This window comes from Streptomyces sp. NPDC050703 (genome assembly GCF_040654435.1).
GTDB lineage: Bacteria > Actinomycetota > Actinomycetes > Streptomycetales > Streptomycetaceae > Streptomyces.
The window spans coordinates 146,774-173,443 of sequence record NZ_JBFAHX010000011.1; the positions used below are offsets into that span (position 1 = coordinate 146,774).

Genomic DNA, 26,670 nt, shown 5'->3' on the forward strand with positions numbered 1-26,670 from the left:
GCATCCGCTACCTTTCACCCACGCGCCTTCAACCAAACATTTGTTAGTCGGAAAGGTAGCAGCGATGACTGACACCCGACAGGTGGTCGTCGTCACCGGCGGCACCCGCGGCGTCGGCGCCGGTATCGCCCGGAGTTTCCTCACCGCCGGCGCCCGCGTCGTCGTCTGCGCCCGCAGACCGCCCGAGCGGCCGGTCGAAGCGGTGGGCGCCACCGCCGAGTTCCGCCCGCTCGACGTGCGCGACGCGGCGGCCGCGCACGCCGTCCTCGCCCGGGTCGCCGCCGACCACGGCTCGGTGGACGCCCTCGTGAACAACGCGGGCGGCACGCCCCACGCGTCCCTCACCGGCACGGACCCCGCCCGCCAGGCCAAGATCGTCGAACTGAACCTGCTCGCCCCGCTCTACGCCTCCCTCGCGGCGTACGAGGTGATGCGCGCCCAGGGCTCCGGCGGCAGCATCACGATGATCGGCAGCGTCAGCGGCGCCCGCCCCTCACCCGGCAGCGCGGCCTACGGCGCCGCCAAGGCCGGTCTCGACAGCCTCGCGCGGACCATGGCGGTCGAATGGGCCCCGGCCGTGCGCGTCAACACGGTCGTGCTCGGCCTCGCCCGCACCGAGAGCGCCCACGTCCACTACGGCGACGCGGCGGGCGTCGCACGGGTCGCCCGCACCGTGCCGCTCGGCCGCCTCGCCGAGCCCGCCGACGTCGGCGACGCCTGCGTGTTCCTCGCCTCCGACCGCGCCGCGTACATCAGCGGCGCCTCGCTCCAGCTGCACGGCGGCGGCGAGCGCCCCGCGTTCCTCGACGCGGCTTCCACGGACCGCACGACGCACGGAGGAGCGGCAACATGACGTCAGGGATCTGCGCGGGCCGCGTCGTGGCCGTCACGGGCGCGGGGCGTGGCCTCGGCCGCGCGCACGCGCTCGCCCACGCCGCCGAGGGCGCGCGTGTGGTCGTCAACGACCTCGGCGTACGGGCCGACGGCTCGGGCGCCTCCGACGGCGGAGGAGAGGCGGGGAACCCCGCGTACGCCGTCGTCGACGAGATCCGCGCGGCCGGCGGCGAAGCCGTCGCGCACGGCGGTGACATCGCCACGTCCGAGGGCGCCGCCTCGCTGGTGGCGACGGCCGTCGGCACGTACGGCCGCCTCGACGCGCTCGTCAACAACGCCGGGTTCCTGCGCGACCGGATGCTGGTCAATCTCGACGAGGACGACTGGGACGCCGTGCTGCGCGTCCACCTCAAGGGCCACTTCCTGCCCCTGAAGCACGCGGCCGCGCACTGGCGGGCCGAGGCCAAGGCCGGGCGCGTGCCGCACGCGTGCGTGGTCAACACCAGCTCGGGAGCGGGCCTGCTCGGCAGCGTCGGGCAGGGCAACTACAGCGCCGCCAAGGCCGGGATACTGGGCCTGACCATGGTGGCCGCCGCCGAACTCGCCGCCTACGGAGTGCGCGTCAACGCCATCGCCCCCGCCGCGCGTACGCGCATGACCGAGCGCGCCTTCGCCGGCACCATGGCCGCGCCGCGGGACGGCGGCTTCGACGCGATGGCGCCGGAGAACGTGTCGCCGCTCGTCGTGTGGCTCTGCTCCACCGCCTCCGCGGGCGTCACCGGACGGGTCTTCGAGGCCGAGGCGGGCCGCATCACCGTCATGGAGGGCTGGCGCCCGGGGCCGACCATCGACAAGGGCGCACGCTGGACCCCGGCCGACGCGGGCGAGGCGGCACGGGGACTCCTCGCCGACGCCGAGGCGCCGGGCCCGGTCTACGGCGCGCGCTGATCCGCGGCCGGGTGCGACGCAGGTCACATCCGGCCGTGTCACAGGCGCCCGGGCTGTCTCGTCTCAGGGGTCGTAGGGCACGACGATCACGGAGGAGCACCCCATGGAAGCGCGACTTGACTACGTCACGAACCTGGCCGGCAGCAAGGCCGTCAAGTACCTGATGTCGGCGGGCAGGACGCTCCAGGAGTCGACGCTGCCGCAGGCCACCCAGGAGCTGGTGGCGCTGCGCGTCAGCCAGATCAACGGCTGCGCGGTCTGCCTCGACATGCACACCAAGACCGCCGCGGCGGCCGGGGAGAGCTCGGTGCGGCTGCACCTGGTGGCGGCGTGGCGGGAGGCCACGGTCTTCACCGAGGCCGAGCGCGCCGCGCTGGAGCTCGCCGAGGAGGGGACCCGGGTCGCGGACGGCGCCACCGGCGTCAGTGACAGCGTGTGGGCCAACGCCGCCAAGCACTACGACGAGGACCAGCTCACCGCCCTGGTGTTCATGGTGTCCTTCATGAACATGGTGAACCGGCTGAACATCATCACCCAGCAGCCGGCCACCGGCGCCTTCGAGCCCGGACACGGCCACTGACCCGGGCATCTCCACGGCATGGCGTACGCTCCGGGGCTCCGGGAGAAGGGATGCGGAAGTGAGCAAGGTCGAGGAATTCGAGGAGCTGCGGCCACTGCTCTTCTCCATCGCGTACCGGATTCTCGGCAGCGTGGGCGAGGCGGAGGACGCGGTGCAGGAGACCTGGCTGCGCTTCGACGCCTCGACGACCCGGCCCGACTCGGCCAAGGCGTTCCTCTCGGCGGCGGTGACCCGCGTCTCCATCGACGTGCTGCGCTCCGCGCGGGCGCGGCGCGAGCGGTACGTGGGCCCCTGGTTCCCCGAACCGCTGCTCGACGACCCCTACGAGGACCCGGCGCGCGCGGCGGAACTCGCGGACTCCGTCTCCATGGCGGCCCTGCTGCTGCTCGAACGGCTCAGCCCGCTGGAGCGGGCGGTGTTCGTGCTGCGGGAGGTGTTCGGCTTCGGGTTCGACGAGGTGGCCGCCGCGGTGGGTCGCTCGGAGCCGGCGTGCCGGCAGCTCCTGGTGCGGGCGCGGGGGCACATGCGGGCCGGGCGCCCCCGCTTCGCGGCGGACCGCGAGGAGCGGGAGGCGCTGTCGGCGCGGTTCTTCGACGCCCTGCGCGAGGGCGACGTCGGCGGTCTGCGGGAGCTGCTCGCCGCCGACGTGTCGCTGGTCGGCGACGGGGGCGGCAAGGCGCCGCAGCTCGCCAGGGCCGTCATGGGGGCGGACAACGTGGCGCGGCTGCTCGGCGCCGTCCTGCCCCGGATGGCCGGGATCGACATCACCTTCGCGCCGCACGAGGTCAACGGCCAGCCCGGCGCGGTCTTCCGCGACCGGGGCGGCCGGGTCCTGCACACGTGGGCGCTCGACGTGGCCGAGGGCCGGGTCCAGGCGATCCGCATGGTCATCAACCCCGACAAGCTCGGGCACGTCGGGCCGGTGGCGGACGCGTGGGCCGTCCACGACGAGCTGAGGCGGACGGGCCGCATGCCTCCGCGCTGACCCGTCCGAACACCCGGCCCGCGCCCAGGGCCCGTCGTGTGGATCTGCCCGGCGTCGCGCGCCCTGGCACGCACGTCTGCGGCGCTGTCGTCAGTTGCCGACGCTCCGCGTCGTCGCCCTCCTCCGCCTTGCAGCCGCACGCACCAGACCCCGCTCGGGCCCGGCCGGCAAGGCAGCGCCCTCCAGCCGGCCTGTTCCAGACGACAGGCCCTAGACGTCCTCCTCGTCGAGGACCCGCCGGGCCACGGCGAACGCCGAGTTGGCGGCGGGGACCCCGCAGTAGACCGCCGTCTGGAGCAGGACCGCGCCGATCTCCTCGGGGGTGAGACCGTTGCGCCGGGCGGCGCGCACGTGCAGCGCCAGCTCGTCGAGGTGGCCGTGGGCGACCAGCGCCGTCAGCGTGATGATGCTGCGCTCGCGGCGGGGCAGCGTCGGGTCGGTCCAGATCTCCCCTCAGGCGTAGCGGGAGATGAAGTCCTGGAACCGGGCCGTGAAGGCCGTGGTGCCCGTCAGCGCGCGGTCCACATGGGCGTCGCCGAGCACCGCGCGCCGCACGGCGACGCCGCCCTCGGGCGCGGGCCCCGTGAAGTGCGCGCGCAGGGCGGCGGCCACGGCGTCCGGGCGCTCGGCGGGCGCCAGATGGGAGGCCCCCGCCAGTTCCACGAGGGACGCGCCGGGCACCGCGTCGGCGATCTCCCTGGCGTGGGAGGGCGGGGTCGCGGGGTCCTCGCGCCCGGCGACCACCAGGGTCGGCGCGCCGATCGCCGCCAGGGACCCGCGCAGGTCGTACGCGGCCAGGGCGTCGCAGCACGCGGCGTACGCGTCCGGGTCGGCCGCCCGGTGGTCCGCCACCAGGGCGGGCACCGTGAAACCGGGCGTGAACCAGCGCCCCGGGGCGGCGTCCGCCAGCGCGGCGAGGCCCTCGCGGCGTACGGTCGCGGCCCGCCGCTCCCAGGGCTCGGAGCCGCCGAAGTGCGCCGATGAGCAGAGTACGGCGAGACCCGTCACCCGCTCGGGATGGTGGACGGCGAGGTGCAGCCCGACGGCGCCGCCGAGCGACACCCCCGCGTACGCGAAGCGGTCGATGCCGAGCGCGTCGGCGAGGCCGAGCACGAGCCCCGCGAGGCCGGCGACGCTCGCCCCGGCCCCGATCGACCCGGCGGGGGAGCGGCCGTGGCCCGGCAGGTCCCACCGCACGACGCGGTGGGCGGTGGACAGCGCGGGCGCGACACCGTCCCAGAGGCGGCTCGACGTGCCGAGTGAGGAGCCGAGCAGCAGCGGGGGCGCGCCGTCGGCGCCCTCGACGGTGTGGTGCGGCAGGTTCCGCGAGGTCAACGTCGCTCCAGGGCGCGGTCGGTGAGGGGGCCGGCGGAGCCGGTGTAGCGGGCGGGGTCGGTGAGCCCGGTGAGGTCGACGCCTCGCAGGGCGGGTTCCGCGCCGAGGGCGTCGGCGAGGGGCGGCCCCCCGGTCCGCGCACGCCGTGCCGCGTCGGTCACCAGCTCCTTGGCCCGTGCCCTGCCGACCCGTGGCGCGAGCGCCGCCACGAGCCGCTCCGACACGATCGACCCGCCGGTCAGGCCCAGGTGCGCGTGCATGGCCCCGGGGTGGACGCGCAGCCCCTCGGCGAGTTCGGCCGCGTCGCGGGCCGCGCCGCCCACCAGGCGCAGCAGGTCACGCAGCGGCTCCCACTCGGCGTGCCAGGCGCCGGGGGGCCGTTCGTCCTCGGCGGCCAGCGAGCCGAGCAGGGTGGCCGCGAGGCCGGGCGCGCGGCGCGCGGCGGCGGCGATGAGCGTGGCGCGCACGGGGTTGGCCTTGTGCGGCATGGCGGACGAACCGCCCCCCGAGCCCTCGGAGACCTCGGCGATCTCGGTGCGGGAGAGCGTGAGCACGTCGATCGCGGCCTTGCCGAGCGCCCCGGCGGCGACGGCGAGGGCGGCGGCCAGGTCGGCCACGGGGGTGCGCAGGGTGTGCCAGGGCAGTGACGGCTCGGCGAGCGGCAGTTCCCGCGCGTAGGCGGCGAGCAGGGCCTGCCCCACGTCGCCGTCCGGCACGACCGGCGGCTCCGCCGACGAGGCGTACGCGTGGAACGCGGCCAGCGTCCCCGCGGCTCCGCCCAGCTGCACCGGCAGCCCCTCGCGCGCCCGCACCAGCCGGTCCCTGGCGTCGAGCACCAGGGACCGCCAGCCCGCCGCCTTCAGCCCGAGCGTCGTCGGCACCGCGTGCTGGGTGAGCGTGCGGCCCGGCAAAACCGTGTCCCTGTGCTCCGCCGCGAGGCGGGCCAGGGCGCGTTCCGTGCGGGTGAGATCGGCGAGGAGCGGGGCCAGCGTCCGGGCGGAGACCAGCATCAGCGCGGTGTCGAGGACGTCCTGGCTCGTCGCGCCCCGGTGGACGTAGGGCGCGGCCTCCGCGGGTACCGCCGCCGTCAGGTCGGCGACCAGGGGGATCACCGGGTTTCCGCCCTCCCGCGCGCGGAGCGCGAGCGAGCGGGCGTCGAAGCGGGCCGTGTCGCGGGCCGCCGACGTGACGGCCGCCGCGGCCTCGCGCGGGGCCAGGCCCACCGCGGCCTGAGCGCGCGTCAGGGCCGCCTCCGCGTCGAGCAGGGCCCGTACGAAGGCGTCGTCGCCGGTCGTCTCCTCGGCCGCCGAGCCCGCCCAGCCGGGGGAGAGGAGGCCGCTCACGAGAACTCCAGGAAGACCGTCTCGCCGGGCCCCTGGAGACGGATGTCGAAGCGGTACGTACGGTCGGGCCCGGCCTCGGCGACGAGCGTGGCACGCCGCTCCCCGGCCAGGGCGCCGAGGAGCCTGTCACCCGGCGCGTCCACCAGGTACGCGCGCGTGTGGAGGTGGTGCAGCAGCCCCCGCGCGAACACGGCGAGCGAGATGTACGGGACGCCTCCCGGTGGCAGCGTCCGTACCGCCCAGTGGCCGTCCGGGTCGGTCGGCACCCGGCCGAAGCCGGTGAACGCGACTCCGTCACGCCCGATGACCCGTCCGGTGACGGGGTCGTGCCGCAGCGAGCCCGGCGCGCCCGACCGGGAACCGTCGGGTCCGGGCTGCCAGGTCTCGATCAGGGCGTCGGGCACCGGCAGTCCCGCGCCGTCGTACACATACCCGTGCAGTGTGATCGTCTCCGGGTGTCCCGCGGGCGCCACGTCACCGCCGCCGGGGAAGGGCAGCGCGTAGCCGTAGAAGGGGCCGACGGTCTGGGAGGGCGTGGGGGCGTGGGCGGACGCGGGGGACGCCGGCCGGGGGGAGGTCATCAGCGGGGACCGCCTTCCTCGAAAAGGGTCGCGCGGGGGCCGTCGAGGACGATGTCCCAGCGGTGGCCGAGCGACCACTCGGGGACGGACAGGTCGTGGTCGTAGGAGCAGACGAGGCGCTGCCGCGCGGCCTCGTCCGCGACCGAGCGCAGGACCGGGTCGTGGGGGAGGAGCGGGTCACCCGGGAAGTACATCTGCGTGACGAGGCGCTGGGCGAACGCCGTGCCGAAGAGGGAGAAGTGGAGGTGCGCGGGCCGCCAGGCGTTGACGTGGTTGCGCCACGGGTAGGCGCCGGGCTTGATGGTCGTGAAGGAGTACCGGCCCTGGTCGTCGGTCAGGCACCGGCCGAAGCCCGTGAAGTTCGGGTCGAGCGGCGCCGGGTGCCGGTCGAGCCGGTGCGCGTAGCGCCCCGAGGCGTTGGCCTGCCAGAGTTCGACGAGCTGGCCGCGCACGGGGCGCCCGGCGCGGTCGATGACCCGGCCGCTGACGGTGATCCGCTCGCCGAGCGGCTCGCCCGGGTGCTGCCGGGTCAGATCGTGGTCGAGGGCGGTCACGTCGGTGACGCCGAACGCGGGGCCGCTCAGCTCCACCGCCTCGGGGTCCCGCAGTGGCACGAGCGGCTGCGCGGGGTGGCGGAAGTGGCTGCTGCGGTAGGGCGGGTAGGCGCGGGGCGGATGGTGCGCCCCCGGCTCCGACGCGGCCTGCGCCGCGGCGACCTCGGCGTCCATCGCGCCCTGCGTGAGCCCCTCGGGCAGCGGCTCCGCGGATTCGCGCGGGCTCATGACAGGAACCCCTCGGGGACGCGGACCTCGGCGGCGGTCCGCGCGGTCAGCTCCCCGACCGTGACGGACGGGGCGAGTTCGACGAGCCGCAGGCCCCGCTCCGTGACGTCGAGGACGCCGAGGTCGGTGATGATCCGGTCGACGCAGCCCTTGCCGGTCAGCGGCAGCGCGCACTCGTCGAGGATCTTCGGGGAGCCGTCCTTGGCGGTGTGGGCCATGACGACGATGACGGTGCGGGCGCCGTGCACCAGGTCCATCGCCCCGCCGATCCCGGTGATCATCTTGCCCGGCACGGCCCAGTTGGCGAGGTCCCCGCGCGCCGAGACCTGCATGGCGCCGAGCACGGCCACGTCGATGTGGCCGCCGCGGATCATCCCGAAGGAGAGCGCGGAGTCGAAGCAGGAGGCGCCCGGCAGCACGGTCACGGTCTCCTTGCCCGCGTTGATCAGATCCGGGTCGACCGCGGACTCGGTGGGGTAGGGCCCCACGCCGAGGACGCCGTTCTCCGACTCCAGGACGACGTGCACGTCCGGCGGCAGGTGCTGGGGGATCAGCGTCGGCAGACCGATGCCGAGGTTCACGTACTGGCCGTCCTTCAGCTCGCGCGCGGCGCGGGCGGCCAGCTGCTCACGGGTCCAGGACATCAGCCGCTCACCGTCCGCTTCTCGATCCGCTTGTCCGCCGCCTGCTCGGGGGTGAGCGCGACCACGCGCTGCACGAAGACGCCGGGCAGGTGCACCGCGTCCGGGTCGATCCCGCCGGGCTCCACCAGCTCCTCCACCTCCGCGACGGTGACGCGGCCCGCCATCGCCGCGAGGGGGTTGAAGTTGCGGGCCGACCTGTGGAAGACGAGGTTGCCGTGCCGGTCGCCCCTGGCCGCGCGGACCAGCGCGAAGTCGGTGCGGATGCCGTGTTCGAGTACGTACGCGGTGCCGTCGAACTCCCGTACCTCCTTGGCGGGGGAGGCCAGCGCGACGCCGCCCTCGCCGTCGTAGCGCCACGGCAGACCGCCCTCGGCGACCTGGGTGCCCACTCCGGCGGGGGTGTAGAACGCGGGGATGCCCGCGCCGCCCGCCCGCAGCCGTTCGGCGAGCGTGCCCTGCGGGATCATCTCGACCTCCAGTTCGCCGCCGAGGTACTGCCGGGCGAACTCCCTGTTGGCCCCGATGTAGGAGCCGGTGACGCGGGCGACGCGGCCCGCCGCCAGGAGCACCGCGAGGCCGGAGTCCATCGCCCCGCAGTTGTTGGACACCACCCGCAGGTCCGAGACGCCGGAGGCGTGCAGCGCCCGTATCAGCTCGTTCGGCACGCCGCTGAGGCCGAAGCCCCCGACGGCGAACGACGCCCCGTCCCGGGCGTCGGCCACCGCCTCGGCGGCCGTGGCCACCACCTTGTCCATCCGCGCGGCCCCTCTCTTCCGGCCCCTGTCAACCAGGGAATCAATCAGGGCACTGACTATTTCGGCGAGGATAGGAGAGCGCGAATGCCCTGACAAGAGGTGAGACGCACCACCGGATGTCCGGGTATCGTTCAGTGCACCGATGAAAACGCCGATGGACGCGGCGACGCACACGGACGACGCGGAAGCGGAGGACCCCATGGCCGCGGCGGATCTCACCACCCACCCCGGGCACCTGGCCAGGCGCCTGCAGCAGGCGCACTACCTCCTGTGGAACACGATGGTCTCCGAGGAGATCACCTCGCCGCAGTTCGCCGTGCTCAACGCCCTCGTCGCCGAACCCGGCCTCGACCAGCGCACCGTGGGGGAGCGGGTGGGCCTCGACCGCTCCACCATCGCCGAGGTCGTCGGCCGGCTGATCCGCCGCGAACTGCTCGACAAGGTCCGCGACCCGCGGGACGGCCGCCGCTGCGTGCTGCGGCTCACCGACGAGGGCCGGCGCGCGCACGCCAGGCTGACCGTGCGCACCGCCCGGATGAACCAGGTCTTCCTCGGCCCGCTCTCCGCCGACGAGCAGACGGTCTTCCTCGACCTGATCCGCCGCGTCGCGGACGCGGCGGAGGGCCTGCGCCACCCCGCGGAGCCGCTGGCCAGGGCCTGAGCCGCGCTCACGCCTTCGCGTACACGACCCACACCTGGCCCTCGGCGAACGGCAGTGGTTCGCCGCCGGGCGTCGTGAACCGCGTGCCGTCCCCGGCCGACGGCCGCTCCCAGCGCGCGTCGTAGCCCCGACCGTCCCGCAGGACGCGCGCCCTGCCCTCGCCCACCGTCTCCGTGAACGGCGTGACGCTTCCCGAGCGGTCGTGGAAGCGGGAGGGGCGCACCTTCACGTACTGCACGACCACCGTGGCCGGGCGCAGCTCCTTTCCGCCCGGCGTACGCGCACGCGTCCCGTCCATGGCCACGCGCCAGCGCCCCTCGTACTCCACCCAGTCGAAGGTGAAGCTCGCCGCGGGGAACCGCACCGTCCGCCGGGTCTCCGGTGTGCCGCCGGAGGGGCGGGGACCGAACCGGAACCCGGTGCTCTCCAGCGCCCCCGCGCGCGCACCGGCGTCCAGGGCCTTCGGCCGCACGAAGAGGTTGTGCGGCGCCGCCCGGCCGGCGTCCCGGTAGTAGGCGTCGCCGGGCGCCTTGCCGGGCGGCAGCGCCCGCAGGGGCGAGCCGTCGATCAGCGGCAGGAGCTTCGACTGCGCCCCGGAGAAGGCCAGTGCGGGGCGGTCGAACTGCCGCAGGAGTTCGAGGTCCGTCTCGCGCGCGCTGCGCACCGGGCCCACCACCGGGGGCAGCCCGGTGGCGAACACCGCCATCAGACGGCTGAGCCCGGCCTCCACCTGCTCGGCGTAGACGACGTCGGCGGCGTCGATGCCGGTCTGCGGGCGCGCGGCACCCACGTTGTCGATCTTCACGGCGAGCACCGAGCCGCCGCCGCCCCGGGGGTCCTGGCCGGCCCCGCTCCCGTCGGCCTGCACCGTGCAGCCGGCGGCCAGGGCGGCGAGCGCCACCGCCCCGGCCCCTGCCCGTGTCCGCGCCCACCGTCTCATGCGTACGTCATACCCCGTACGGTGCCGGTCTCAGCCCAGATCGAGGGCGTTGCGCAGGCCGAGCCGGTGGCGGGTGCGGTCGTGGCGCTTGGCCGCGTCGAGCGCCGGGGGCCGGAACAGCGGCGTCACGGTGCACGGCTCCTGGCCGGAACCGGACTGCCGCAGAAGGGCGTTGACCGCCTCGCGGGCCGAGGCGTTGGCGCCCTCCATCGTGGCGAGGTCGATGTCGACGGAGACGTAGTCGCCGGCGAGGAACAGATTGGGGATCTTGGTCACCGCCGTGGGGCGGGCGTGGAAGGTGCCGACGGGGTGGATGAGGAGTTCGTCCTCGTTGGTCGGGTGCGGCGTGCCGAGGCCGTCGACGCCCGGGTCGAGGAACCAGGAGTGCAGCTTGCCGTCGCTCAGGACCGTCTTGCCCGTGTCGTTCAGGGCGGCCTTGAGCTGCGCCCACACCTCCTTGGCGACCTCGTCCCTGGTGCACTGCTTGGCCGTCTTGCCGTACAGCATCCCCGGCTCGTCCCACTCGGAGATGTCCACCGACAGGCACTCGACCGCGACGCCGTCGCCGTAGTCGGCGGCGAAGTCACGGTCCGGCCAGTGGCCCGCCTGGGCGATGCCGGTCAGCGACCAGGGCGAGTCGACGCAGTTGAAGTGGCCCTTCACCACCGGCGGCCGCTCGGTCAGATAGAACTGGATGCCGGTCATCCAGTCCGTGCGGAGCTTGTCGCAGCGCGCGAGCTGCGGGTCCGCCGCCCGCAGCGCGGCGCCCCACGTCCTGCGGGCGTGCTCCACCGGCATGGCCTGCACGTAGTGGTCGGCGGTGACGACACGCCGCACGCCGTCCGGGTCCTCGACGACGGTCCCGGTGATCCGGCCGCCGCCGAACGCCAGCTCGCGCACCGTCCACCCGATCTCGAACCGCACGCCGAGCGAGGTCAGAAGGGTCACCCACGGGTCGATCCACGCCTCGTTCGTGGGGGCGTTGAGCAGCCGGTCGGGCGGGCCGTCCGCGCCCTGTCCGAGCGCGTTGAGGACGAAGGCCTCGCCCAGCGTGCCGACGGTGCGGGTGCTCGCCTCCTCGGCCTTGGTCGCGACGATGTTGCGGGTGACGCCGATCGCGAGGATGCGCTGGTAGTCCTTCGACATCCGCTCGGCCCGCACGAAGTCCCACCACGGCGTCGACTCCCAGTCGTCGTCACGGCGCTCGTCGCAGCTCGTGAGGAAGACCAGGGCGCGGTTCACGAAGTACGCGACCTCGTGGGCCGGCAGGTTGAGGGCCGTGTCGAGCAGGGCGGTCAGGGCCCGCGCGATGTCGTCGAGGGTGAGCCGCTCGGGCCGGGTGCCCGGCCACGGGATCGGCATGCGCAGGTCCTCGCGGCCGGTGCGCGCGAACGACATCTCGCGCGGGGCGACGAGGTTGTCCCAGACGCCGTGGGCGTTGCCGGGGAAGGGGATGCGCCGCATGGTGTCCGGCAGGTTGTGGTAGATCCCGGGGATGAACCGGAAGCCGTGCTCGCCCGGCAGCGGCTTCCGCCCGCCCTTCGCGCTGTCCGGCACGTCCATGCTGCGGGCCTTGCCGCCGAGCGCCCTGCGCTCGTAGACCGTGACGTCGAAGCCGCGCTCGGCCAGCTCGTGCGCGGCCGTCAGCCCCGCGACCCCGCCGCCGAGCACGGCCACGGACTGCTTCGCCCGCGAGCCCCCGGCCCCGGCCGCCGCCGCGGTCCCCGCCGCGGTCCCCAGGCCCGTCGCGGCGGCCCCGCCGACCGCCGCGGCCCCCACGACGAACCCCCGTCTCGTACTCCCCCCGGCACCGCCGCGCCCCATGCCCCGTCCCCCTTACCGTAGGTAACTGACGTGTCAGGCGGTGGAGCATACGGTCGCGCCCCCTGGGGCGGAAGGCACGGGGGAGCGTGGTCGCAGGTTGGCGTGATTGCGGTGCTAGGCGCCGGGCCGCGGCCCGCCGAGCACGTCCGTGAGGGAGTAGGAGACCGGTTCCTCCAGTTGGGCGTACGTGCAGCTCGTCGCGGTGCGGTCGGGGCGCCAGGTGCGGAATCTCGCCGTGTGGCGGAAGCGCTGCCCGTTCTCCATGTGGTCGTACGCCACCTCGCAGACCCGCTCGGGGCGGAGCGGCACCCACGACAGGTCCTTCTTGCCCGTCCAGCGGCTCGGCGCGCCCGGCATCCGCGCCCCCTCGTGCGCCGCCTCGTCGCCCCAGGCCGCCCAGGGGTGGTCCGCGGCCGACTCCATCCGCAGCGGCTCCAGCTCGTCGATCAGCTCCGCCCGCCGCGCCATGGAGAACGCGGCGGCGACGCCCACGTGCTGCAGGGTGCCGCCGCCGTCGTACAGGCCGAGGAGGAGCGAGCCCACGACGGGCCCGCTCTTGTGGAAGCGGTAGCCGGCGACCACGCAGTCCGCCGTGCGCTCATGCTTGATCTTGAACATGGAGCGCTCGTTCTGGCGGTAGCGCAGGTCGAGCGGCTTGGCGATCACGCCGTCCAGGCCCGCGCCCTCGAACTGGTCGAACCAGCGCCGCGCCACGTCGACGTCCGTGGTCGCCGGCGCCACGTGGACCGGCGGCGCCACACCGTCCAGCGCCTCCACCAGGCGGGCGCGGCGGTCCGCCATCCGGGTGTCGAGCAGGGCCTCGTCGCCCAGCGCGAGGACGTCGAAGGCGACGAAGGACGCGGGCGTGCGCTCGGCGAGCGTCGCGACGCGCGAGGCCGCCGGGTGGATGCGCTCGCTCAGCGCGTCGAAGTCGAGGTGCCCGTTCCGCGCGATCACGATCTCGCCGTCCAGCACGCAGCGCGCGGGCAGCCGCTCCCGCAGGGCCGCCACCAGCTCGGGGAAGTACCGGGTCAGCGGCTTCCCCGTCCGGCTGCCGATCTCCAGCTCGTCCCCGTCCCGGAACACGACGGCCCGGAACCCGTCCCACTTGGCCTCGTACTGCATGCCCGCCGGAATCTTCGCCACCGGCTTGGCGAGCATGGGCTTCACGGGCGGCATCACCGGCAGATCCATGATCCCAACGTACGAGGGACCGGGGAGGGGCGCCTGTTCGGCGGGGCTCGCCGAGGGGAGGGATGCGGCGCATGTCCACCCCGCTTAGCGTGGCCCCATGGGTGCAGCCAAGGGCAAGAGCGCGGCCGTGGAGATCGACACGGGGGAGCGGACGGTGCGGCTCTCCAGCCCCGACCGGGTCGTCTTCGCCGAGCGCGGGTTCACCAAGCTGGACGTCGCCCGGTACTTCGTGGTCGTGGGGCCCGGCATCCTCCGCGCGCTGCGGAACCGGCCCACGACCCTTCAGCGCTACCCGGAGGGCGCGGCGGGGGAGTTCTTCTACCAGAAGCGGGTCCCGAAGAACCACCCCGAGTGGATTCCCACCGCCACCATCGCCTTCCCCAGCGGCCGTACCGCCGACGAGATGTGCCCGACCGAGCTGGCCGCCGTGCTGTGGGCCGTCCAGTACAACGCCCTCACCTTCCACCCCTGGCCGGTCCGGCGCGACGACCTCGACCACCCCGACGAACTGCGCATCGACCTCGACCCGCAGCCCGGCACCGACTACACCGACGCGGTGCGGGCCGCGCACGAACTGCGCGCCGTCCTCGACGAGCACGGCGGGCTCGTGGGCTGGCCCAAGACCTCCGGCGGACGCGGCCTGCACGTCTTCGTGCCGATCGAGCCCCGCTGGACCTTCACGCAGGTGCGGCGCGCCGCCATCGCCGTCGGCCGGGAGCTGGAGCGCAGGATGCCGGACGCGGTCACCACCGCCTGGTGGAAGGAGGAGCGCGGGGAGAAGATCTTCGTCGACTACAACCAGACGGCCAGGGACCGCACCATCGCCTCCGCCTACTCGATCCGCGCCCGCCCGCACGCCCCCGTCTCGGCGCCGCTGCGGTGGGAGGAGGTCGAGGACGCCCGCCCCGAGGACTTCGACGTCGCCACCATGCCGGGGCGGTTCGCGGAGGCCGGCGACGTCCACGCCGGCATGGACGACCGGGCCCACTCGCTCGACGCCCTCCTCGACCTGGCCGACAGGGACGAGCGCGAGCACGGGCTCGGCGATCTGCCGTACCCGCCGGAGTACCCGAAGATGCCCGGCGAGCCGAAGCGCGTGCAGCCGAGCCGGGCCAGACACGAGGACTGACCCGGCCGGCGCTCGGCGAACGGCTCCCGCGCTCAGTCCGTGAAGCGGATCAGGACTCCGCCGAGGGATTCGAAGCCCTTGACGCTCGGACCCCACGCCTTGCCGTCCCACCACTTGTGGTGGAGCGCCGAGTCCGTGCCGCGCACGAACACGTCGAGCCGGTTCTGCTCCCAGGCGACCGCGTCGGGCGAACTGGTGCAGATGCCGCCGAGCGACTCCCAGCCCTTGACGCCCGGGCCCCACGCCTTGCCGTCCCACCACTTGTGGTACAGCGCCGAGTCCGTGCCGACCACGAAGAGGTCCAGGCGGTCGGCGCCCCAGGAGACGGCGGCCGGGGTGCTCTCACACACGCCGCCGAGGGATTCCCAGCCCTTGACGCTGGGGCCCCACGCGTTTCCGTCCCACCACTTGTGGTAGAGCGCGGAATCGGTGCCGACCACGAAGAGGTCCAGCCTGTTCTGGCCCCAGGAGACGGCGACGGGTTCGCCCATGCAGATGCCGCCGAGGGATTCCCAGCCCTTGACGCCGGGGCCCCACGCGTTTCCGTCCCACCACTTGTGGTAGAGCGCGGAATCCGTGCCGACCACGAAGACATCGAGCCGGTTCGCGCCCCAGGACACCGCCTTCGGCTTGGTCGTGCAGATGCCGCCGAGGGACTCCCAGCCCTTGACGCTCGGGCCCCACGCGCTGCCGTTCCACCACTTGTGGTACGTCGCCGAGTCGGTGCCGGTCACGAAGAGGTCGAGCCGGTCCGGGCCCCAGGAAACGGCCTCGGGTTCGCTGACGCAGATGCCGCCGAGGGACTCCCAGTCCTTGACGCTCGGGCCCCACGCGCTGCCGTTCCACCACTTGTGGAACAGCGCCGAATCCGTGCCCACGACGAAGACGTCGAGCCGGTCGTGCGCCCACGCCAGCGCCGTCGGCGGGCTCTTGCAGATGCCGCCGAGGGATTCCCAGCCCTTGACGTCGGGCCCCCAGGCCCTGCCGTTCCACCACTTGTGGAACAGCGCGGAGTCGGCGCCCACACCGAAGACGTCGAGGCGGTCCGACTCCCAGGACACCACGGGCCCCGACGCGGGCGAAGGCCCGTACATCGCGTGCACGGCGGCGACGTCGTCCGTGCTCAGACCGCTGCGCTGGCCGATGGCGACGCCCTGCACGGTCGGCACGATCGTGTCCTGGCCGTTACTGGAGAAGGCGTCCCGCGGGTAGTGCATGATCGAGCCGTAGTCGTACGGGCCCACGTCGTCGCCGTCGGTGATGTGCTGGTCGAAGTTGTGCTCGAAGCCCTGCGTGATGTTGGCCCAGACGATCGTGACGAACTGGTCGCGGTCCTCACGGCTCTGCTCGTGCCACAGACCGATCGCGTGCCCGATCTCGTGGATGCAGTTGCCCGTCGAACACCCCGTGGCCAGCGTGATGTTCTGCGCCCCGCCCTGCATGCCCACGAACGACGAACAGCCGCCGCCGGGCACGAAGCGCACGTAGTTCGGGTACTGCGCCTGGTTGGCCGGGGTGCGCCGCACGAAGCGCATCCGGGTGCGGGACTGCCAGTGCGCGATCGCGTCGGTGACACGCTGCTGGTTCGGCAGATTGCCGTCGATCTCGAAGGGCACCAGGGCGTTGGGCCAGCGGAACTGCCTCCCGGAGATGACGACCGCCGACTGCGGCGCCTTCCCCTCCGATTCCGCCTGCAATTCGACCGTGCGGCGCTCGACCTCCGCGACCGTGCCGAGAACGATGTCGCCCTCGAAGACCGCGAGCCCCTCGATGTCCACGTACTGCACCGGCTTCGTCCGGAAGCCGATGCCGTCGATCAGACCGGTCTTCTTGTCCCGGGAGGAGCGGAACTCCCCGTGTCCCTCACCCGCGACTCGCGACTCGGAAGCAGCCATCCTGTCTCTCCCCTCGGTCCCGACTCCCCGCCCCGCCGTAAAGGGCGCTACGTTGCGGAAAATAGAGGGGCACCACACCGCCAACAAGGGATGGGCGAGCGTATGCGCAACGTAGAAATCGCTGTCCGTCTCGCGTCGGGCACACCGCCGCCGCGAGGAACCGTGACCCTGCGCGCGCAGGTCGAGGAGATCACCGCCGCTGACGCGCCGGCCCGGGTGGTCTCGCGCGCGACCGAGCGCGGCGTCGACCTCACCGCGGCCCCCCGGCTGACCCTTGAGGTCCCGCCGCCGGACCCGCGGGCGCGCTACACCGTCCGCGTCCACGCCGACGTCGACGGCTCCGGGGCGGTGGCCCCCGAGGACTTCGTCTCGGTGCGCGACAACCCGGTGTCGGCCCGGGGCTGCCCGGACGCCATCGTGGTCGAGGTGCGGCCGGCCGGCTGAACGCGGAGGCGCCCCCGCCCCGAGCGGGGCGAGGGCGCCGGAGGGAGCCGGTGACCGCGGGCCTACAGCTCCTTGACCCGGATGTCGCGGTACGAGATCACGTCCGTGACCCCGTGCACCTGGACACCGACGTAGCCGGACGCGTAGCGCCGCCCGTCCGTGCCGGGGTCGTCGCTCCGCGGCGGCGTGAAGTCCTGGCCGCCGGTGTTGTCGAACTCGTTGATCAGGACGCCGTTGCGGTAGACCGAGTAGTGCTGGTCGACCACCCGGATCTCGTAGTCGTTCCACGTGCCCTTCGGGGTGACGCCGGCACCGGCGAGACCCACCCGGTCGAAGCCGTAGACCGACCCCGTCTTGTACATGTCGCCGTCAGGCCGGTCGAGCGCCTGGATCTCGTGCCCGTACTTGATGGCGACCCACTCCGGACGTGACTCCTCCGGGTGGTCGTGGACCTGCGGGAAGCGCACGAAGACACCGCCGTTGGCGTTGCCGTTGCCCGGCGCGTCGTCACGCCACTGGAGCTTCAGCGAGAAGTCCCCGTACTTGCGCTCGGGGAACCAGAGCATGCCCATGCCCTCGACGCTGGTGCTGCTCGTGATCGAGCCGTCCTCGTTGAGCCCGAACCTGCCGCCGCCGACCTGCTCCCACTTGTCCAGGGACGCCTGGGTGCCGTCGAAGATCTTGCGGTAGCCGTCCGTCTGGCCCGGCTTGCCGATGCCGGACTGCTTGGCGGCACGGTTGATCCTGTTGTACTCGCGCTTGTCGATCTCACCGTCCTTCTTCAGCTCGTCGGTGACGGTCTTGACGTGCTTCAGGAAGAGGGCGTGGGACGTCCACTCCTTCTCGTCCTCGATCAGCTCGTTGATGCGGCACCGGCTGTTGGTGACCCGGTTCGGGATGCCCGTGTCGACGGTGCCGACGACGACCGTCAGCCGCTCGTCGAACTCGGGGCAGTCCGGGGCGGGCACCCCGCCGCCCCGCGCGACCGTGAACGCGACGTCCTTGGCCGCCGCGGTGTTGCCAGCCTTGTCGCTCGCCCGGTACGCCACCGTGTGCCGGCCCGCGCGGTCGACGGTGACCGGCGCCTCGTAGGCGAGGTAGGGGCCGCCGTCCAGCGAGTACTCGACCTTGTCGACGCCCGAGTCGGCGTCGGTCGCGGTGACCGTCACCTTCGCCCTGCCGAGGTAGGCGCCGTCGGAGTTCCTGGTCCCCTCGACCTTCGCCGACGTCTGGGGCGGCGTCCTGTCCTGCGCCGGCGGGGCGACCACGGTGAACTCGACGGACTTCTCCGCCGCCTGGTTGCCCGCCTTGTCGGCGGCGCGGTAGCGGACCTTGTGCGTGCCCGTCTCGTGCACCATGACCGGGGCGCCGTACGTGGTCCACGCGCCGTCACCGACCGCGTACTCGATCTTGTTGACGCCGGAGCCCGTGTCGGACGCCGTCACCGTGACCGTCGCCATCGCGAGGTACTGCCCCTGGTCGTTCTTCTCGCCCGTCACCGTGGCCGAGGTCTCCGGGGGCGTCCTGTCGTCCGTGTCGGGCGCGACCACCTCGAAGTCGGCGGACTTCTCCGGGGCGACGTTGCCCGCCTTGTCGGTGGCACGGTAGCGGATCGTGTGGCTGCCGACCCGGTCGACGACCACGGGCGCGGTGTACGGCTGCCAGGCGTCGTCCGCGCCGATCGCGTACTCGACCCGGTCCACGCCGGAACCCTCGTCCTCCGCGGTCAGCGCCACCGTCGCCGAACCGACGTACGCGCCGTCGGCGTTGGTCTGGCCCTCGACCTTCGCGGAGACCTCGGGGGCGGTGGTGTCCTCGCCGCCGCCCTCGGTCACCACCAGGATGCCCTGCATGGCACCGTGGCCCGGGATGGTGCAGTGGTAGCGGTAGCGGCCCGGGGTGAGCGTGACCTCGGCGGTGTGCTTGCCGCCCTGGTCGTCGTTGGGGTTGGCGAGGATGTTCAGCGGGACGTCGTTGTTGTACTCCGGGTCGGAGACGTCGAACGTCAGCGTGTGCGGCATGCCGGTCGTGTTGCCGGTCGCCTCGCTGTTCTCGAAGACGATCGTCGTCGGGCCCGCCACGGCCGTCGTCGGCGCCGACTTGTACTCGGCGATGTCGTTGTCGGCGGTCCAGGTGAGTGTCTGCGCCCGCGTGGAGAGCCCGGTGCCGTCGGGGCGCGCCACGGCCGCCGTCGACGTGAGGCCGAGCACCATCAGGAGCGAGGCGAACAGCGCCGTGTACAGTCTCCGTCTCCGTAGGGACCTTCGTGCGCGCGTGGTGCGCCGCGTCGGAGAACGCATCATCCCGCCTTCCTTGCCAGGTCGCCGGCGGCCGGGGTCGCCGCCTTGCCCTTGTAGGTCACGCGCCACAGCGCCGACCTGGAGTCCGAGGTGAAGAAGCCGCGGCCGTAGTCGAGGACGTACAGCGAGCCGTCCGGCGCGAACTTCCAGTCCATGAGGTTCTTGATGCCGTCGTTGCCGATCGGGATGATCTTCTTGAGCGATTCGGCGTGGACGGGCGGACCGCCCTTGCCGACCGTCTTCGGGTCGGTCACCACCGCGTGCCGCGGCTGGTCGGAGTCGTAGAAGTCACCGACGAACCACTTGCCGTCCCAGTACGCGGGCCACTTGCCGGCGCTCGTGCTCGCCGCGTCGTAGCGGTAGACGGGGCCGTTCATCGTGGCCTGGCCGCCGCCCTTGAGCCACGGCAGGAGGATCTTCTGCTCCGCCGTCTTGTAGCTCGGCACGCCCTTGGCGTCGCGCGGGTAGTCGACGCCGCCGCCCTGCGGCGAGTACCAGATGTTGTTGGGCTCGGCCGGCGGGATGTCGACCAGGCCGTCGTTGTTCGGCGACTCGTTCTTGAGGTTCTTGCAGTCGTACCAGCCCAGGGGCTTCGACGGGTCCGGCAGGTTGCGGTCGCGGTAGGGCTGGTTGTTGCCCATGCAGTACGGCCAGCCGCGGTTGGAGGCGTGGGTGATCGCCGCGAACGTGTCGTACTTGGCCGGGCCCCACGTCGTGGAGGGCGAACCGGCGTCCGGGCCGACCCAGCCCGCGTACAGCGTGTCCGTCTTCTTGTCGACGCTGATGCGCGCCGGGTTCCTGACACCCATCACATAGATCTCGCCGCGCGTCTTGCCGCCGCCCTCGGCCTGCTCCTCGCCGGTGAAGAGGTTGCCTTCGGGGAGCGTGTACGTCCCGTCGGGCTCGGGGTGGATGCGCAGGATCTTGCCGTTGAGGTTGTTGGTGTTGCCGGCCGTGCGGCGCGCGTCGGCGAACGAGACGCCCTTGAAGTTCGGCTGCGGGTTGTTGCCCGAGTAACCGTCGGAGAACTGCGAGGAGTTGTTGTCACCCGTCGCGATGTAGAGGTTGTCCTTGGAGTCCCAGGCCATGCCGCCGCCCGCGTGGCAGCAGCTGTGGATCTGCACCGGCCACTTCAGGAGCACCTTCTCGCTGCCCATGTCGAGCCTGCCCGTGCCCTGGTCGTAGGTGAACCGGGAGACGTAGCGCTGCGCCATGTGTGTCTCGCGGTCGATCTTCGAGTGGGGCGTGTAGTGCAGGTACACCCACCCGTTCCGCTCGAACTGTGGGTCGAGCTCGATGCCGAGCAGGCCCTCCTCGACCTTGGTCAGCTCATCGCCGCCGCCCTTGTTGCCGAAGACGGTCAGCGCGCCCGCGAGCGTCGACTTCCCGGTCTCGGGGTCGTAGACGTGGATCTCGCCCGTGCCCTTGCCGATGTCGGGGTCGTTCCAGTCCGTGACCACCGGGCGGGAGGAGTCCGCGCCGCCGCGGCCGATGTGGAAGACCTTGCCGTCGGGCGCGGTGACCAGGCCGTGCGGCTCACCGATCTGGTCGTTCTCGCCCGGCTTGTTGGCCTGGGTGAGGCGCTCCGCCCGGTAGTTGGCGGTGATCGTCGACTGGCAGTCGGCCCGTGCGATGCGGGTGGTCCACAGCAGGGCGCCGCGCAGATGACTGCGGAAGTCCGCCTCGTCGTACGACGCCGCCGTGCCGCCCATGCCGGTGTAGAAGGAGCGGCCGCCGTCGTAGTCGCGGCACCAGGACACGGGGTGGTCCCAGCCGTTCTTGCCCGCGCCCGGCCGGTAGGTCGACTCCCGTACGCGGGCGACCGTGTGCACCTCCCCCGAGGGGTTCTTGGTCCAGTTCAGCCAGCGGTCGGGCCGCTTCCACTCCAGGGGCAGGTCCTTGGTCGCCGGGTTCTGGCGGTCGCCGACCTCGACGGTGGCGCGCTGCACGTCGCCGGGGCTCGCGTCGGCCGGGCGGGCGCCGATCAGCCCGGTGAACCACGAGGAGTACGGCTCGGCGCGGGCCGCGTCGTGGATGCCGAGGAAGCCGCCGCCGGCCTCCATGTAGGTCTCAAGGCCCGCTTCCTGCTCGGCGTCGAGGACGTCGCCGCCGCCCGTCAGGAAGGCGACGGCGTTGAACCTGCCGAGCTTCTTCTCGTCGGTGAAGACGGACGCGTCGTCCGTCGCCACGATCTTGAACCGCTGGGCCTCGGGGCCCGTCAGGCCGATCCTCTCGATGGCCTCGATGCCGGCGTTGACGACGGGGGACTCGTCGCCGCCCGCCGCCGAGCCGTGGAAGACGAGGACCTTGACGTTGGCGCCGCCCGGGGGCGACGGAAGGGACATCGTTGTCATGGGCGGTTCCGGGTACGGCCGCGCGGACGCGGCCGGTGCCGAGAGCGCGCCGGCGGTTAGGGCTCCGGAGAGCAGCGCGGCCGCCACGGCGCGGCGCGAGCGTCTCGTTCCGCGTCGTGCTCTGTTCGGTCCTCGTACGGCCAAGGGCCCTTGATGCGGTGAGAGCCGCATGAGTACACCCACCCCTCGTCGGTCACAGCAACAGCGCCGACGAAGCTAGACCTCTTTTCGCGACTCGCCAATAGGTATCACCGGGATGGCACCAACTTTGTCCTGAGTGTGGATAAACGAAGGTGCGGTCGTTACCGTATGGCCGTCCCCGGGGCTCCCGCGCCCCGTCATTCTCCGTAGGGCAGTGGGGAGTTCAGCATGGGTGGACGCGGCATGGACGGATTCCGCTCGGCGGCCACGTTCCGCATGGACAGGCGGAGCTTCAACAAGAAGATGCTGGCGGGCGGCGCGGTCGCCGCGGCCGGGGTGACATCGTTGTCGATGGTGAACGCGCCCGAGGCGAGCACCGCCGAGACCCCGCGGACCGCCCCCGCGGGCGGTGAGGTCAAGCGCATCACGATGTACGCCGAGAAGCTGCCCGACGGGCAGTTGGGCTACGGCCTGGAGAAGGGCAAGGCGTCGATCCCCGGCCCGCTCATCGAACTCAACGAGGGCGACACCCTGCACATCGAGTTCGAGAACACCACCGACGTGGACGCCAGCCTGCACGTCCACGGCATGGACTACGAGATCTCCAGCGACGGCACCCGGCACACCAACAGCCACGTCGAGCCGGGCGGCAAGCGCACCTACACCTGGCGCACGCACGCCCCCGGTCGCCGCAAGGACGGCACGTGGCGGCCCGGGACCGCCGGCTACTGGCACTACCACGACCACGTCGTCGGCACGGACCACGGCACGGGGGGTGTGCGCAAGGGCCTCTACGGGCCACTGATCGTGCGGCGCAAGGGCGATCTGCTGCCCGACAAGACCTTCACAATCGTCTTCAACGACATGACGATCAACAACAAGTCCGGCCACGACAGCCCGACCTTCGAGGCCACGGTGGGTGACCGGGTCGAGTTCGTGTCGATCACCCACGGCGAGTACTACCACACGTTCCACGTGCACGGTCACCGCTGGGCGGACAACCGCACGGGCATGCTGACCGGCCCCGACGACCCCAGCCAGATCCTCGACGACAAGATCACCGGGCCCGGGGACTCCTTCGGCTTCCAGGTCGTCGCGGGCGAGGGGGTCGGGGCCGGGGCCTGGATGTACCACTGCCACGTCCAGAGCCATTCGGACATGGGGATGGCGGGCCTGTTCCTGGTGAGGAAGAAGGACGGCACGATCCCGGACTACGAGCCGCACCATGCGGCCAAGTCCGCGAAGGGCGCGAAGGCCGGGAAGGACGCGGAGGACGCGAAGGGTTCCGGTGGGGGCGGGGCCTCGTCCGGGCACCACCACTAGGCTCCGGGCGGCACCGCTGGACGGGGCGGGACGGCGGCGGCCGGGCGTCACCGCCTGCGCCACCGGCCCCCGCCGGGCGGCCGGCGCGCGCTGCTGTCCGACCAGTTCCACCGCACGGTCGCAGTCCGCGTCCAGGCCGGTCGGCCGGCTCCGCGGCGCGGTCAGAACGCCCAGGTAGGAGGGGTCGCACTCGCGGTACACGCGGCTCGCCGGATACAGGCCGCGCAGTAGCTCCGGGGCCTGGGGAAGCGGTGCCCCCAGGTGATCGTCTGCACGACGAGCCGGCCCCCAGTGCGAGCAATTCGCGGGCCCGCGTGAAGAACGCGGTAGCCGCGGATCCTGGCGCGGCCGGACATCCCTAAGCGGGCGAAGTCTCCATCGCCCCCACGGTGGTGATCACGTCGGGGGATCTCCAGGTTCCGTGTCCGGTCGGCCGCGGCGGCGCCAGGACAGTACCCGGTGGGCACGCTGGGCGCCGGCTCCCGATGCCGACGACCGTCACGAACCGGTCCGGGCCCGGCGGCTCGGCGAGGACCCGAGCAGCGCCGTGCACGCCGGCACCGCGCTCACCGCCATCGCCACCGGCGCCAGGGCCGAGACGAGGACACCGGACGAGAGCCGCAGGGCGAGCAGCGCGACCGGGATGCCGCTCGACCGGCCGCCCCCGGGCCGCGTCCCGGCGGCCTCGTCGGAGCGGTCGGAGAGGCCGGCGGCCATCGGGAACGCCGCCACCGCGGCATGGCCGTCCTGCGAGATCCGCCCCCGTGGGCCGCGGGGCCGGTCGGCCGTGCCGTGTCCGCGGGGAGCGCGGCGAGGACGTGTGCGACCGACCGGCGGTACGCGGGGTCGGCGGCGGTCAGCCGCTCCGAACGGAACACGACCACACCGTGCTCCGCCCCCGAGTACGGAGTCCCTGGGTGGTGAACTAGTCGTTCCGCGGTCCGACGCCGCCGCCCCGAGGCCCCCGCCGGGTGTCAGGTTCGGCCCCGTGCCGACGGCCGTCGGGGCCGATGCGGAAGGATGGCCGTGAGGCGGTGGTCGCGGACCGCCGCCCAGCGTGACCCCCAAGCATCCGCCGCCGAGAACGGAGCGTCGAAGGTGACCGAGGAGCCGAGCGTGGCACAGCGCCCCACCCTGGAGGCCGTGGCCGCCCGAGCGGGGGTCTCGCGCGCCACGGTCTCGCGCGTCGTCAACGGCGGGCCGGGGGTGCGCCAGGAGCTGGCCGACAAGGTCAGGCACGCCGTCGACGAACTCGGCTACGTCCCCAACCACGCCGCCCGCAGCCTCGTCACCCGCCGCCACGACGCGGTCGCCGTGGTGATCGCCGAATCGGGGACCCGGGTCTTCGCCGACCCCTTCTTCGCCCTCCAACTCCGCGGCATCAGCAAGGAGCTGACGGCTCGTGACGTACAGCTCGTCCTGCTGCTCACCGAGGGCAGGGACGACCACGAGCGGGTCGGCCGCTATCTGTCCGGCGGCCACGTCGACGGCGCCCTCGTCTTCTCGCTGCACCTGGACGACCCGCTGCCGGGCATCATCCGCGGGGCGGGCCTGCCCACCGTGTTCGGCGGCCGGCCAGGGTGGCGGGACGCGGGCGCGGGGGAGCGCGCCGCGCCGTACGTCGACTGCGACAACCGCGGGGGCGCGCGCGAGGCGGTGCGCCATCTGGTCGGACTCGGGCGGCGCCGCATCGCGCACATCACCGGGGCGCTCGACCAGACCTCCGCGGTCGACCGGCTCGACGGCTTCAGGGACGTCACCCCCGACGCCGACCCGCGGCTGATCGAGGAGGGCGACTTCACGTTCGCGGGCGGCGAGCGGGCGATGCGGCGCCTCCTGGACGCCGAGCCGGAACTCGACGCCGTCTTCGCCGCCAACGACCTGTCGGCGTCCGGTGCCCTGCGGGTCCTGCGGGAGCGGGGCAGGTCGGTGCCGGACGACGTGGCGGTGGTCGGCTTCGACGACATGCTGCTCGTGGCCGAGCAGACGGAGCCGCCGCTGACGACGGTCCGCCAGGACATCGAGGAGATGGGCCGGCTGATGGCCCGCATGCTGCTCAAGGGCAGGGGCGGGGACGGCCTCGCCGCGGGCCCCGCGAGCGTGGTGCTGCCGACCGCCCTGGTGCGCAGGGCCTCGGCGTGACCGCCGGCCACGGCCCGGCCCGCGGTGAGGCACGGGGGGCGACCGGCGGCCCCGCCGGGCGGGGCTACGGCCTCATGAACCGACGCTCACCGTGAACCGCCGAGGGTTGCCGTCGTGGGCGGCTCCCGAGACGTCCGGCTCGCCGTCGGGGCGCACGTCGTCGTACGGGAAGGCGTATCCGATCGGGGAGTTGGCGTGCACCACGCGTGAGTAGTGGTTGGTCACCGCGTCCCGGTAGTAGTCGCCGGAGCCGGTGCCGTTCGGCTGCTGGGGGTGGGTGAGCATGATGCTGCGGTTGAACCCGGCGGCGAGCCGCGCGAGGAGCCCCTTCTTGTCGTCGGGGTCGCCGGGGTTGTTGGCGAAGGGCCCGTGGTTGCAGGTGAAGATGTCCTTCGACGTCGGCTTGGCGAAGGAGTGGCCGCCGCCGAACGTCAGGACGTCGCCGCTGACGCGCCCGGTGAGGACGCCCCGGCCGCCCTGGAGGTCGATCTTCAGGTCGGTGGAGCGGTACTTGTCCCACACCCGGTCGATGTAGCTGTCCCACACGTCGCGGAACGGCATCTGCTCGGGCCGGTCGAAGAAGGGCGCCATGAGGTTCTGGGGGGAGATCACGCGCAGCACGCCGTCGTCGCCGCGGATGACCAGGTCGTCCCACGGCTGCCCGTCCCTCGCCGCCTGCGCCGCGAGGTCCGAGGCGATCCTGTCGACGGCGCCGTCGGGCAGCGGGGCGACGGTGTGGGTGCCGTCGCCCTCCAGGGTCAGGCCGATGGGCAGGGCGGTGACGAGGTCGACGTAGCTGATGTTGGCGTAGAGCTGCTGGGTGTTGAAGGTGAACTCGCAGAATGACCAGGTCCGGCCGTAGTTGGGGTCCTCCTTGGTCGCGAAGGCGGGCTCGACCAGGGAGGGGCCGGGGTTGAGGAAGAAGTCCAGCTTGTCGTCGCGCACGAAGTAGACGCGGGCACCGTACATCTGGGGCAGCGTCAGGATTTTCGGCGCGGAGCCCGCGGCGCCGAGCGGGATGGCGCAGTCGACGGGCAGCGGGGTCCGGGGGGCAGAGGGGGAGTCGGGGCGGTAGACGCCGCCGTCGGGCTTGAGCAGGACCCAGCGGTCGGTGCCGAGTTCGTGTCCGGTGACGTAGGCGTTGACCTCGCCCGGCAGCGACTTGTTCCGCAGGGCCAGCTCGCAGGTGGCGGGCGCGGCCCTGCCGCCGGCTCGGGCGCCGGGGCTGAGAGCGGTCCCCCAGAGGGGGTAGGTGAGGGCGCCCGCGGCGCCTGCGGTGGTCGTCAGGAACATGCGACGCGATATCACGGGGGGACTCCTGCACGGTGGGGGGCGTGTGGGGTGGTGCACCACTGTCGCGGCGGGCCGTTGTGGCGTCAAGACATAGGACTGAGAGCGCTCTCATCAATGTTGTTCGTTCAGGTAGTGACGGCATGACGGGGTGTCTCTTCGGCCGCTCGCGGGTGGTTCGGCGGCGGTCGGGCGGATTGTCAGTGGCCGGTGCCAGACTCGGAGGGAGAACGGAGAGATGCGACA

The 26,670-nt window shown here is 73.0% G+C and carries 22 protein-coding genes and 1 pseudogene; 9 read left to right on the forward strand and 14 right to left on the reverse strand.

Going from position 1 to position 26,670, the window contains the following annotated elements:
• Positions 1-64 precede the first annotated feature (64 nt).
• The 4 genes from AB0I16_RS13645 to AB0I16_RS13660 all read left to right on the forward strand — a co-directional run bounded on the left by AB0I16_RS13645 (position 65) and on the right by AB0I16_RS13660 (position 3,347).
• Entirely contained in the window at positions 65-853 is a 789-nt protein-coding gene (locus AB0I16_RS13645; protein ID WP_363249528.1) for an SDR family oxidoreductase, read from the forward strand.
• The gene (locus AB0I16_RS13650; protein WP_363249529.1) at positions 850-1,782 is read left to right on the forward strand and encodes an SDR family oxidoreductase; all 933 of its coding nucleotides are present in this window, start codon (positions 850-852) and stop codon (positions 1,780-1,782) included. The genes AB0I16_RS13645 and AB0I16_RS13650 overlap by 4 nt, the downstream gene beginning before the upstream one ends.
• A 103-nt stretch (positions 1,783-1,885) precedes the next feature.
• On the forward strand, positions 1,886-2,362 hold the full coding sequence (locus AB0I16_RS13655; RefSeq protein WP_363249530.1) for a carboxymuconolactone decarboxylase family protein: 477 nt from the start codon (positions 1,886-1,888) through the stop codon (positions 2,360-2,362).
• A 58-nt stretch (positions 2,363-2,420) separates the two neighbouring features.
• Entirely contained in the window at positions 2,421-3,347 is a 927-nt protein-coding gene (locus AB0I16_RS13660; RefSeq protein ID WP_363249531.1) for an RNA polymerase sigma-70 factor, read from the forward strand.
• A 210-nt stretch (positions 3,348-3,557) separates the two neighbouring features.
• Here AB0I16_RS13660 and pcaD read toward each other — a convergent pair.
• The 6 genes and pseudogenes from pcaD to AB0I16_RS13690 all read right to left on the reverse strand — a co-directional run bounded on the left by pcaD (position 3,558) and on the right by AB0I16_RS13690 (position 8,787).
• Positions 3,558-4,682: pseudogene (gene pcaD, locus AB0I16_RS13665) on the reverse strand (3-oxoadipate enol-lactonase).
• Positions 4,679-6,025: a 3-carboxy-cis,cis-muconate cycloisomerase gene (pcaB, locus tag AB0I16_RS13670; protein WP_363249532.1), complete on the reverse strand. Its 1,347-nt coding sequence runs from the start codon at positions 6,023-6,025 to the stop codon at positions 4,679-4,681. The pseudogene pcaD and the gene pcaB overlap by 4 nt, the downstream one beginning before the upstream one ends.
• The gene (gene pcaG, locus AB0I16_RS13675) at positions 6,022-6,606 is read right to left on the reverse strand and encodes a protocatechuate 3,4-dioxygenase subunit alpha (protein WP_363249533.1); all 585 of its coding nucleotides are present in this window, start codon (positions 6,604-6,606) and stop codon (positions 6,022-6,024) included. The genes pcaB and pcaG overlap by 4 nt, the downstream gene beginning before the upstream one ends.
• The gene (gene pcaH / locus AB0I16_RS13680; protein WP_363249571.1) at positions 6,606-7,334 is read right to left on the reverse strand and encodes a protocatechuate 3,4-dioxygenase subunit beta; all 729 of its coding nucleotides are present in this window, start codon (positions 7,332-7,334) and stop codon (positions 6,606-6,608) included. The genes pcaG and pcaH overlap by 1 nt, the downstream gene beginning before the upstream one ends.
• A 50-nt stretch (positions 7,335-7,384) precedes the next feature.
• Positions 7,385-8,032, reverse strand: a complete 648-nt coding sequence (locus tag AB0I16_RS13685; RefSeq protein WP_363249534.1) for a CoA transferase subunit B — start codon at positions 8,030-8,032, stop codon at positions 7,385-7,387.
• Positions 8,032-8,787, reverse strand: coding sequence for a CoA transferase subunit A (locus AB0I16_RS13690; RefSeq protein WP_363249535.1), 756 nt, complete (start codon positions 8,785-8,787; stop codon positions 8,032-8,034). The genes AB0I16_RS13685 and AB0I16_RS13690 overlap by 1 nt, the downstream gene beginning before the upstream one ends.
• 199 nt (positions 8,788-8,986) lie before the next feature.
• Between AB0I16_RS13690 and AB0I16_RS13695 the strand changes: the two genes are divergently transcribed.
• Positions 8,987-9,448 carry a MarR family transcriptional regulator gene (locus AB0I16_RS13695; RefSeq protein ID WP_363249572.1) on the forward strand — a complete coding sequence of 154 codons (462 nt, stop codon included), beginning with the start codon at positions 8,987-8,989 and terminating at the stop codon, positions 9,446-9,448.
• A gap of 7 nt (positions 9,449-9,455) precedes the next feature.
• Here AB0I16_RS13695 and AB0I16_RS13700 read toward each other — a convergent pair whose 3' ends face one another.
• From AB0I16_RS13700 to AB0I16_RS13710, 3 genes are all read right to left on the reverse strand, one after another.
• A complete protein-coding gene (locus tag AB0I16_RS13700) occupies positions 9,456-10,388 on the reverse strand; it encodes a DUF3048 domain-containing protein (RefSeq protein ID WP_363249536.1) in 933 nt (310 codons plus the stop codon).
• A gap of 30 nt (positions 10,389-10,418) precedes the next feature.
• Positions 10,419-12,212: an FAD-dependent oxidoreductase gene (locus AB0I16_RS13705; RefSeq protein ID WP_363249537.1), complete on the reverse strand. Its 1,794-nt coding sequence runs from the start codon at positions 12,210-12,212 to the stop codon at positions 10,419-10,421.
• 114 nt (positions 12,213-12,326) lie between these two features.
• Positions 12,327-13,406, reverse strand: a complete 1,080-nt coding sequence (locus AB0I16_RS13710) for an ATP-dependent DNA ligase (RefSeq protein ID WP_363249538.1) — start codon at positions 13,404-13,406, stop codon at positions 12,327-12,329.
• Positions 13,407-13,503: 97 nt separating this feature from the next.
• Here AB0I16_RS13710 and ligD point away from each other — a divergent pair, with 97 nt between their 5' ends.
• Positions 13,504-14,535, forward strand: coding sequence for a non-homologous end-joining DNA ligase (ligD, locus tag AB0I16_RS13715; protein WP_363249539.1), 1,032 nt, complete (start codon positions 13,504-13,506; stop codon positions 14,533-14,535).
• A 32-nt stretch (positions 14,536-14,567) separates the two neighbouring features.
• Here the strand turns inward: ligD and legP are convergent, their stop codons facing one another.
• A complete protein-coding gene (gene legP / locus AB0I16_RS13720) occupies positions 14,568-16,430 on the reverse strand; it encodes a Dot/Icm T4SS effector Zinc-dependent metalloprotease LegP (RefSeq protein ID WP_363249540.1) in 1,863 nt (620 codons plus the stop codon).
• Between the two features lie 102 nt (positions 16,431-16,532).
• Between legP and AB0I16_RS13725 the strand changes: the two genes are divergently transcribed.
• Positions 16,533-16,874: a hypothetical protein gene (locus tag AB0I16_RS13725; protein ID WP_363249541.1), complete on the forward strand. Its 342-nt coding sequence runs from the start codon at positions 16,533-16,535 to the stop codon at positions 16,872-16,874.
• A gap of 62 nt (positions 16,875-16,936) precedes the next feature.
• Here AB0I16_RS13725 and AB0I16_RS13730 read toward each other — a convergent pair whose 3' ends face one another.
• Positions 16,937-19,087, reverse strand: coding sequence for a family 16 glycoside hydrolase (locus tag AB0I16_RS13730; RefSeq protein ID WP_363249542.1), 2,151 nt, complete (start codon positions 19,085-19,087; stop codon positions 16,937-16,939).
• Between the two features lie 86 nt (positions 19,088-19,173).
• Positions 19,174-21,528, reverse strand: coding sequence for a ThuA domain-containing protein (locus AB0I16_RS13735; protein ID WP_363249543.1), 2,355 nt, complete (start codon positions 21,526-21,528; stop codon positions 19,174-19,176).
• A gap of 417 nt (positions 21,529-21,945) precedes the next feature.
• Between AB0I16_RS13735 and AB0I16_RS13740 the strand changes: the two genes are divergently transcribed.
• Positions 21,946-22,992 (forward strand): multicopper oxidase domain-containing protein, encoded by a 1,047-nt coding sequence (locus tag AB0I16_RS13740; RefSeq protein ID WP_363249573.1) that lies wholly within the window; start codon positions 21,946-21,948, stop codon positions 22,990-22,992.
• Positions 22,993-23,490: 498 nt separating this feature from the next.
• On the opposite strand, the gene AB0I16_RS13745 is transcribed toward AB0I16_RS13740, so the two are convergent.
• Complete coding sequence (locus AB0I16_RS13745; RefSeq protein WP_363249544.1) at positions 23,491-23,724, reverse strand: hypothetical protein; 234 nt, start codon at positions 23,722-23,724, stop codon at positions 23,491-23,493.
• 384 nt (positions 23,725-24,108) lie between these two features.
• Between AB0I16_RS13745 and AB0I16_RS13750 the strand changes: the two genes are divergently transcribed.
• Positions 24,109-25,134 carry a LacI family DNA-binding transcriptional regulator gene (locus AB0I16_RS13750; protein ID WP_363249545.1) on the forward strand — a complete coding sequence of 342 codons (1,026 nt, stop codon included), beginning with the start codon at positions 24,109-24,111 and terminating at the stop codon, positions 25,132-25,134.
• A gap of 72 nt (positions 25,135-25,206) precedes the next feature.
• Here AB0I16_RS13750 and AB0I16_RS13755 read toward each other — a convergent pair whose 3' ends face one another.
• Positions 25,207-26,442, reverse strand: coding sequence for a glycoside hydrolase family 64 protein (locus AB0I16_RS13755; protein WP_363249546.1), 1,236 nt, complete (start codon positions 26,440-26,442; stop codon positions 25,207-25,209).
• Positions 26,443-26,670 lie beyond the last annotated feature (228 nt).

Excerpts from the sequence above, each read along its gene's own strand:
- AB0I16_RS13645 (WP_363249528.1), top strand. The coding sequence starts at position 65 with ATGACTGACACCCGACAGGTGGTCGTCGTCACCGGCGGCACCCGCGGC.
- AB0I16_RS13650 (WP_363249529.1), top strand. The coding sequence starts at position 850 with ATGACGTCAGGGATCTGCGCGGGCCGCGTCGTGGCCGTCACGGGCGCG.
- AB0I16_RS13655 (WP_363249530.1), top strand. The coding sequence starts at position 1,886 with ATGGAAGCGCGACTTGACTACGTCACGAACCTGGCCGGCAGCAAGGCC.
- pcaG (WP_363249533.1), bottom strand. The coding sequence starts at position 6,606 with ATGACCTCCCCCCGGCCGGCGTCCCCCGCGTCCGCCCACGCCCCCACG.
- pcaH (WP_363249571.1), bottom strand. The coding sequence starts at position 7,334 with ATGGACGCCGAGGTCGCCGCGGCGCAGGCCGCGTCGGAGCCGGGGGCG.
- AB0I16_RS13685 (WP_363249534.1), bottom strand. The coding sequence starts at position 8,032 with ATGTCCTGGACCCGTGAGCAGCTGGCCGCCCGCGCCGCGCGCGAGCTG.
- AB0I16_RS13690 (WP_363249535.1), bottom strand. The coding sequence starts at position 8,787 with ATGGACAAGGTGGTGGCCACGGCCGCCGAGGCGGTGGCCGACGCCCGG.
- AB0I16_RS13695 (WP_363249572.1), top strand. The coding sequence starts at position 8,987 with ATGGCCGCGGCGGATCTCACCACCCACCCCGGGCACCTGGCCAGGCGC.
- AB0I16_RS13700 (WP_363249536.1), bottom strand. The coding sequence starts at position 10,388 with ATGAGACGGTGGGCGCGGACACGGGCAGGGGCCGGGGCGGTGGCGCTC.
- AB0I16_RS13705 (WP_363249537.1), bottom strand. The coding sequence starts at position 12,212 with ATGGGGCGCGGCGGTGCCGGGGGGAGTACGAGACGGGGGTTCGTCGTG.
- AB0I16_RS13710 (WP_363249538.1), bottom strand. The coding sequence starts at position 13,406 with ATGGATCTGCCGGTGATGCCGCCCGTGAAGCCCATGCTCGCCAAGCCG.
- ligD (WP_363249539.1), top strand. The coding sequence starts at position 13,504 with ATGGGTGCAGCCAAGGGCAAGAGCGCGGCCGTGGAGATCGACACGGGG.
- legP (WP_363249540.1), bottom strand. The coding sequence starts at position 16,430 with ATGGCTGCTTCCGAGTCGCGAGTCGCGGGTGAGGGACACGGGGAGTTC.
- AB0I16_RS13725 (WP_363249541.1), top strand. The coding sequence starts at position 16,533 with ATGCGCAACGTAGAAATCGCTGTCCGTCTCGCGTCGGGCACACCGCCG.
- AB0I16_RS13730 (WP_363249542.1), bottom strand. The coding sequence starts at position 19,087 with ATGGTGCTCGGCCTCACGTCGACGGCGGCCGTGGCGCGCCCCGACGGC.
- AB0I16_RS13735 (WP_363249543.1), bottom strand. The coding sequence starts at position 21,528 with ATGACAACGATGTCCCTTCCGTCGCCCCCGGGCGGCGCCAACGTCAAG.
- AB0I16_RS13740 (WP_363249573.1), top strand. The coding sequence starts at position 21,946 with ATGGACAGGCGGAGCTTCAACAAGAAGATGCTGGCGGGCGGCGCGGTC.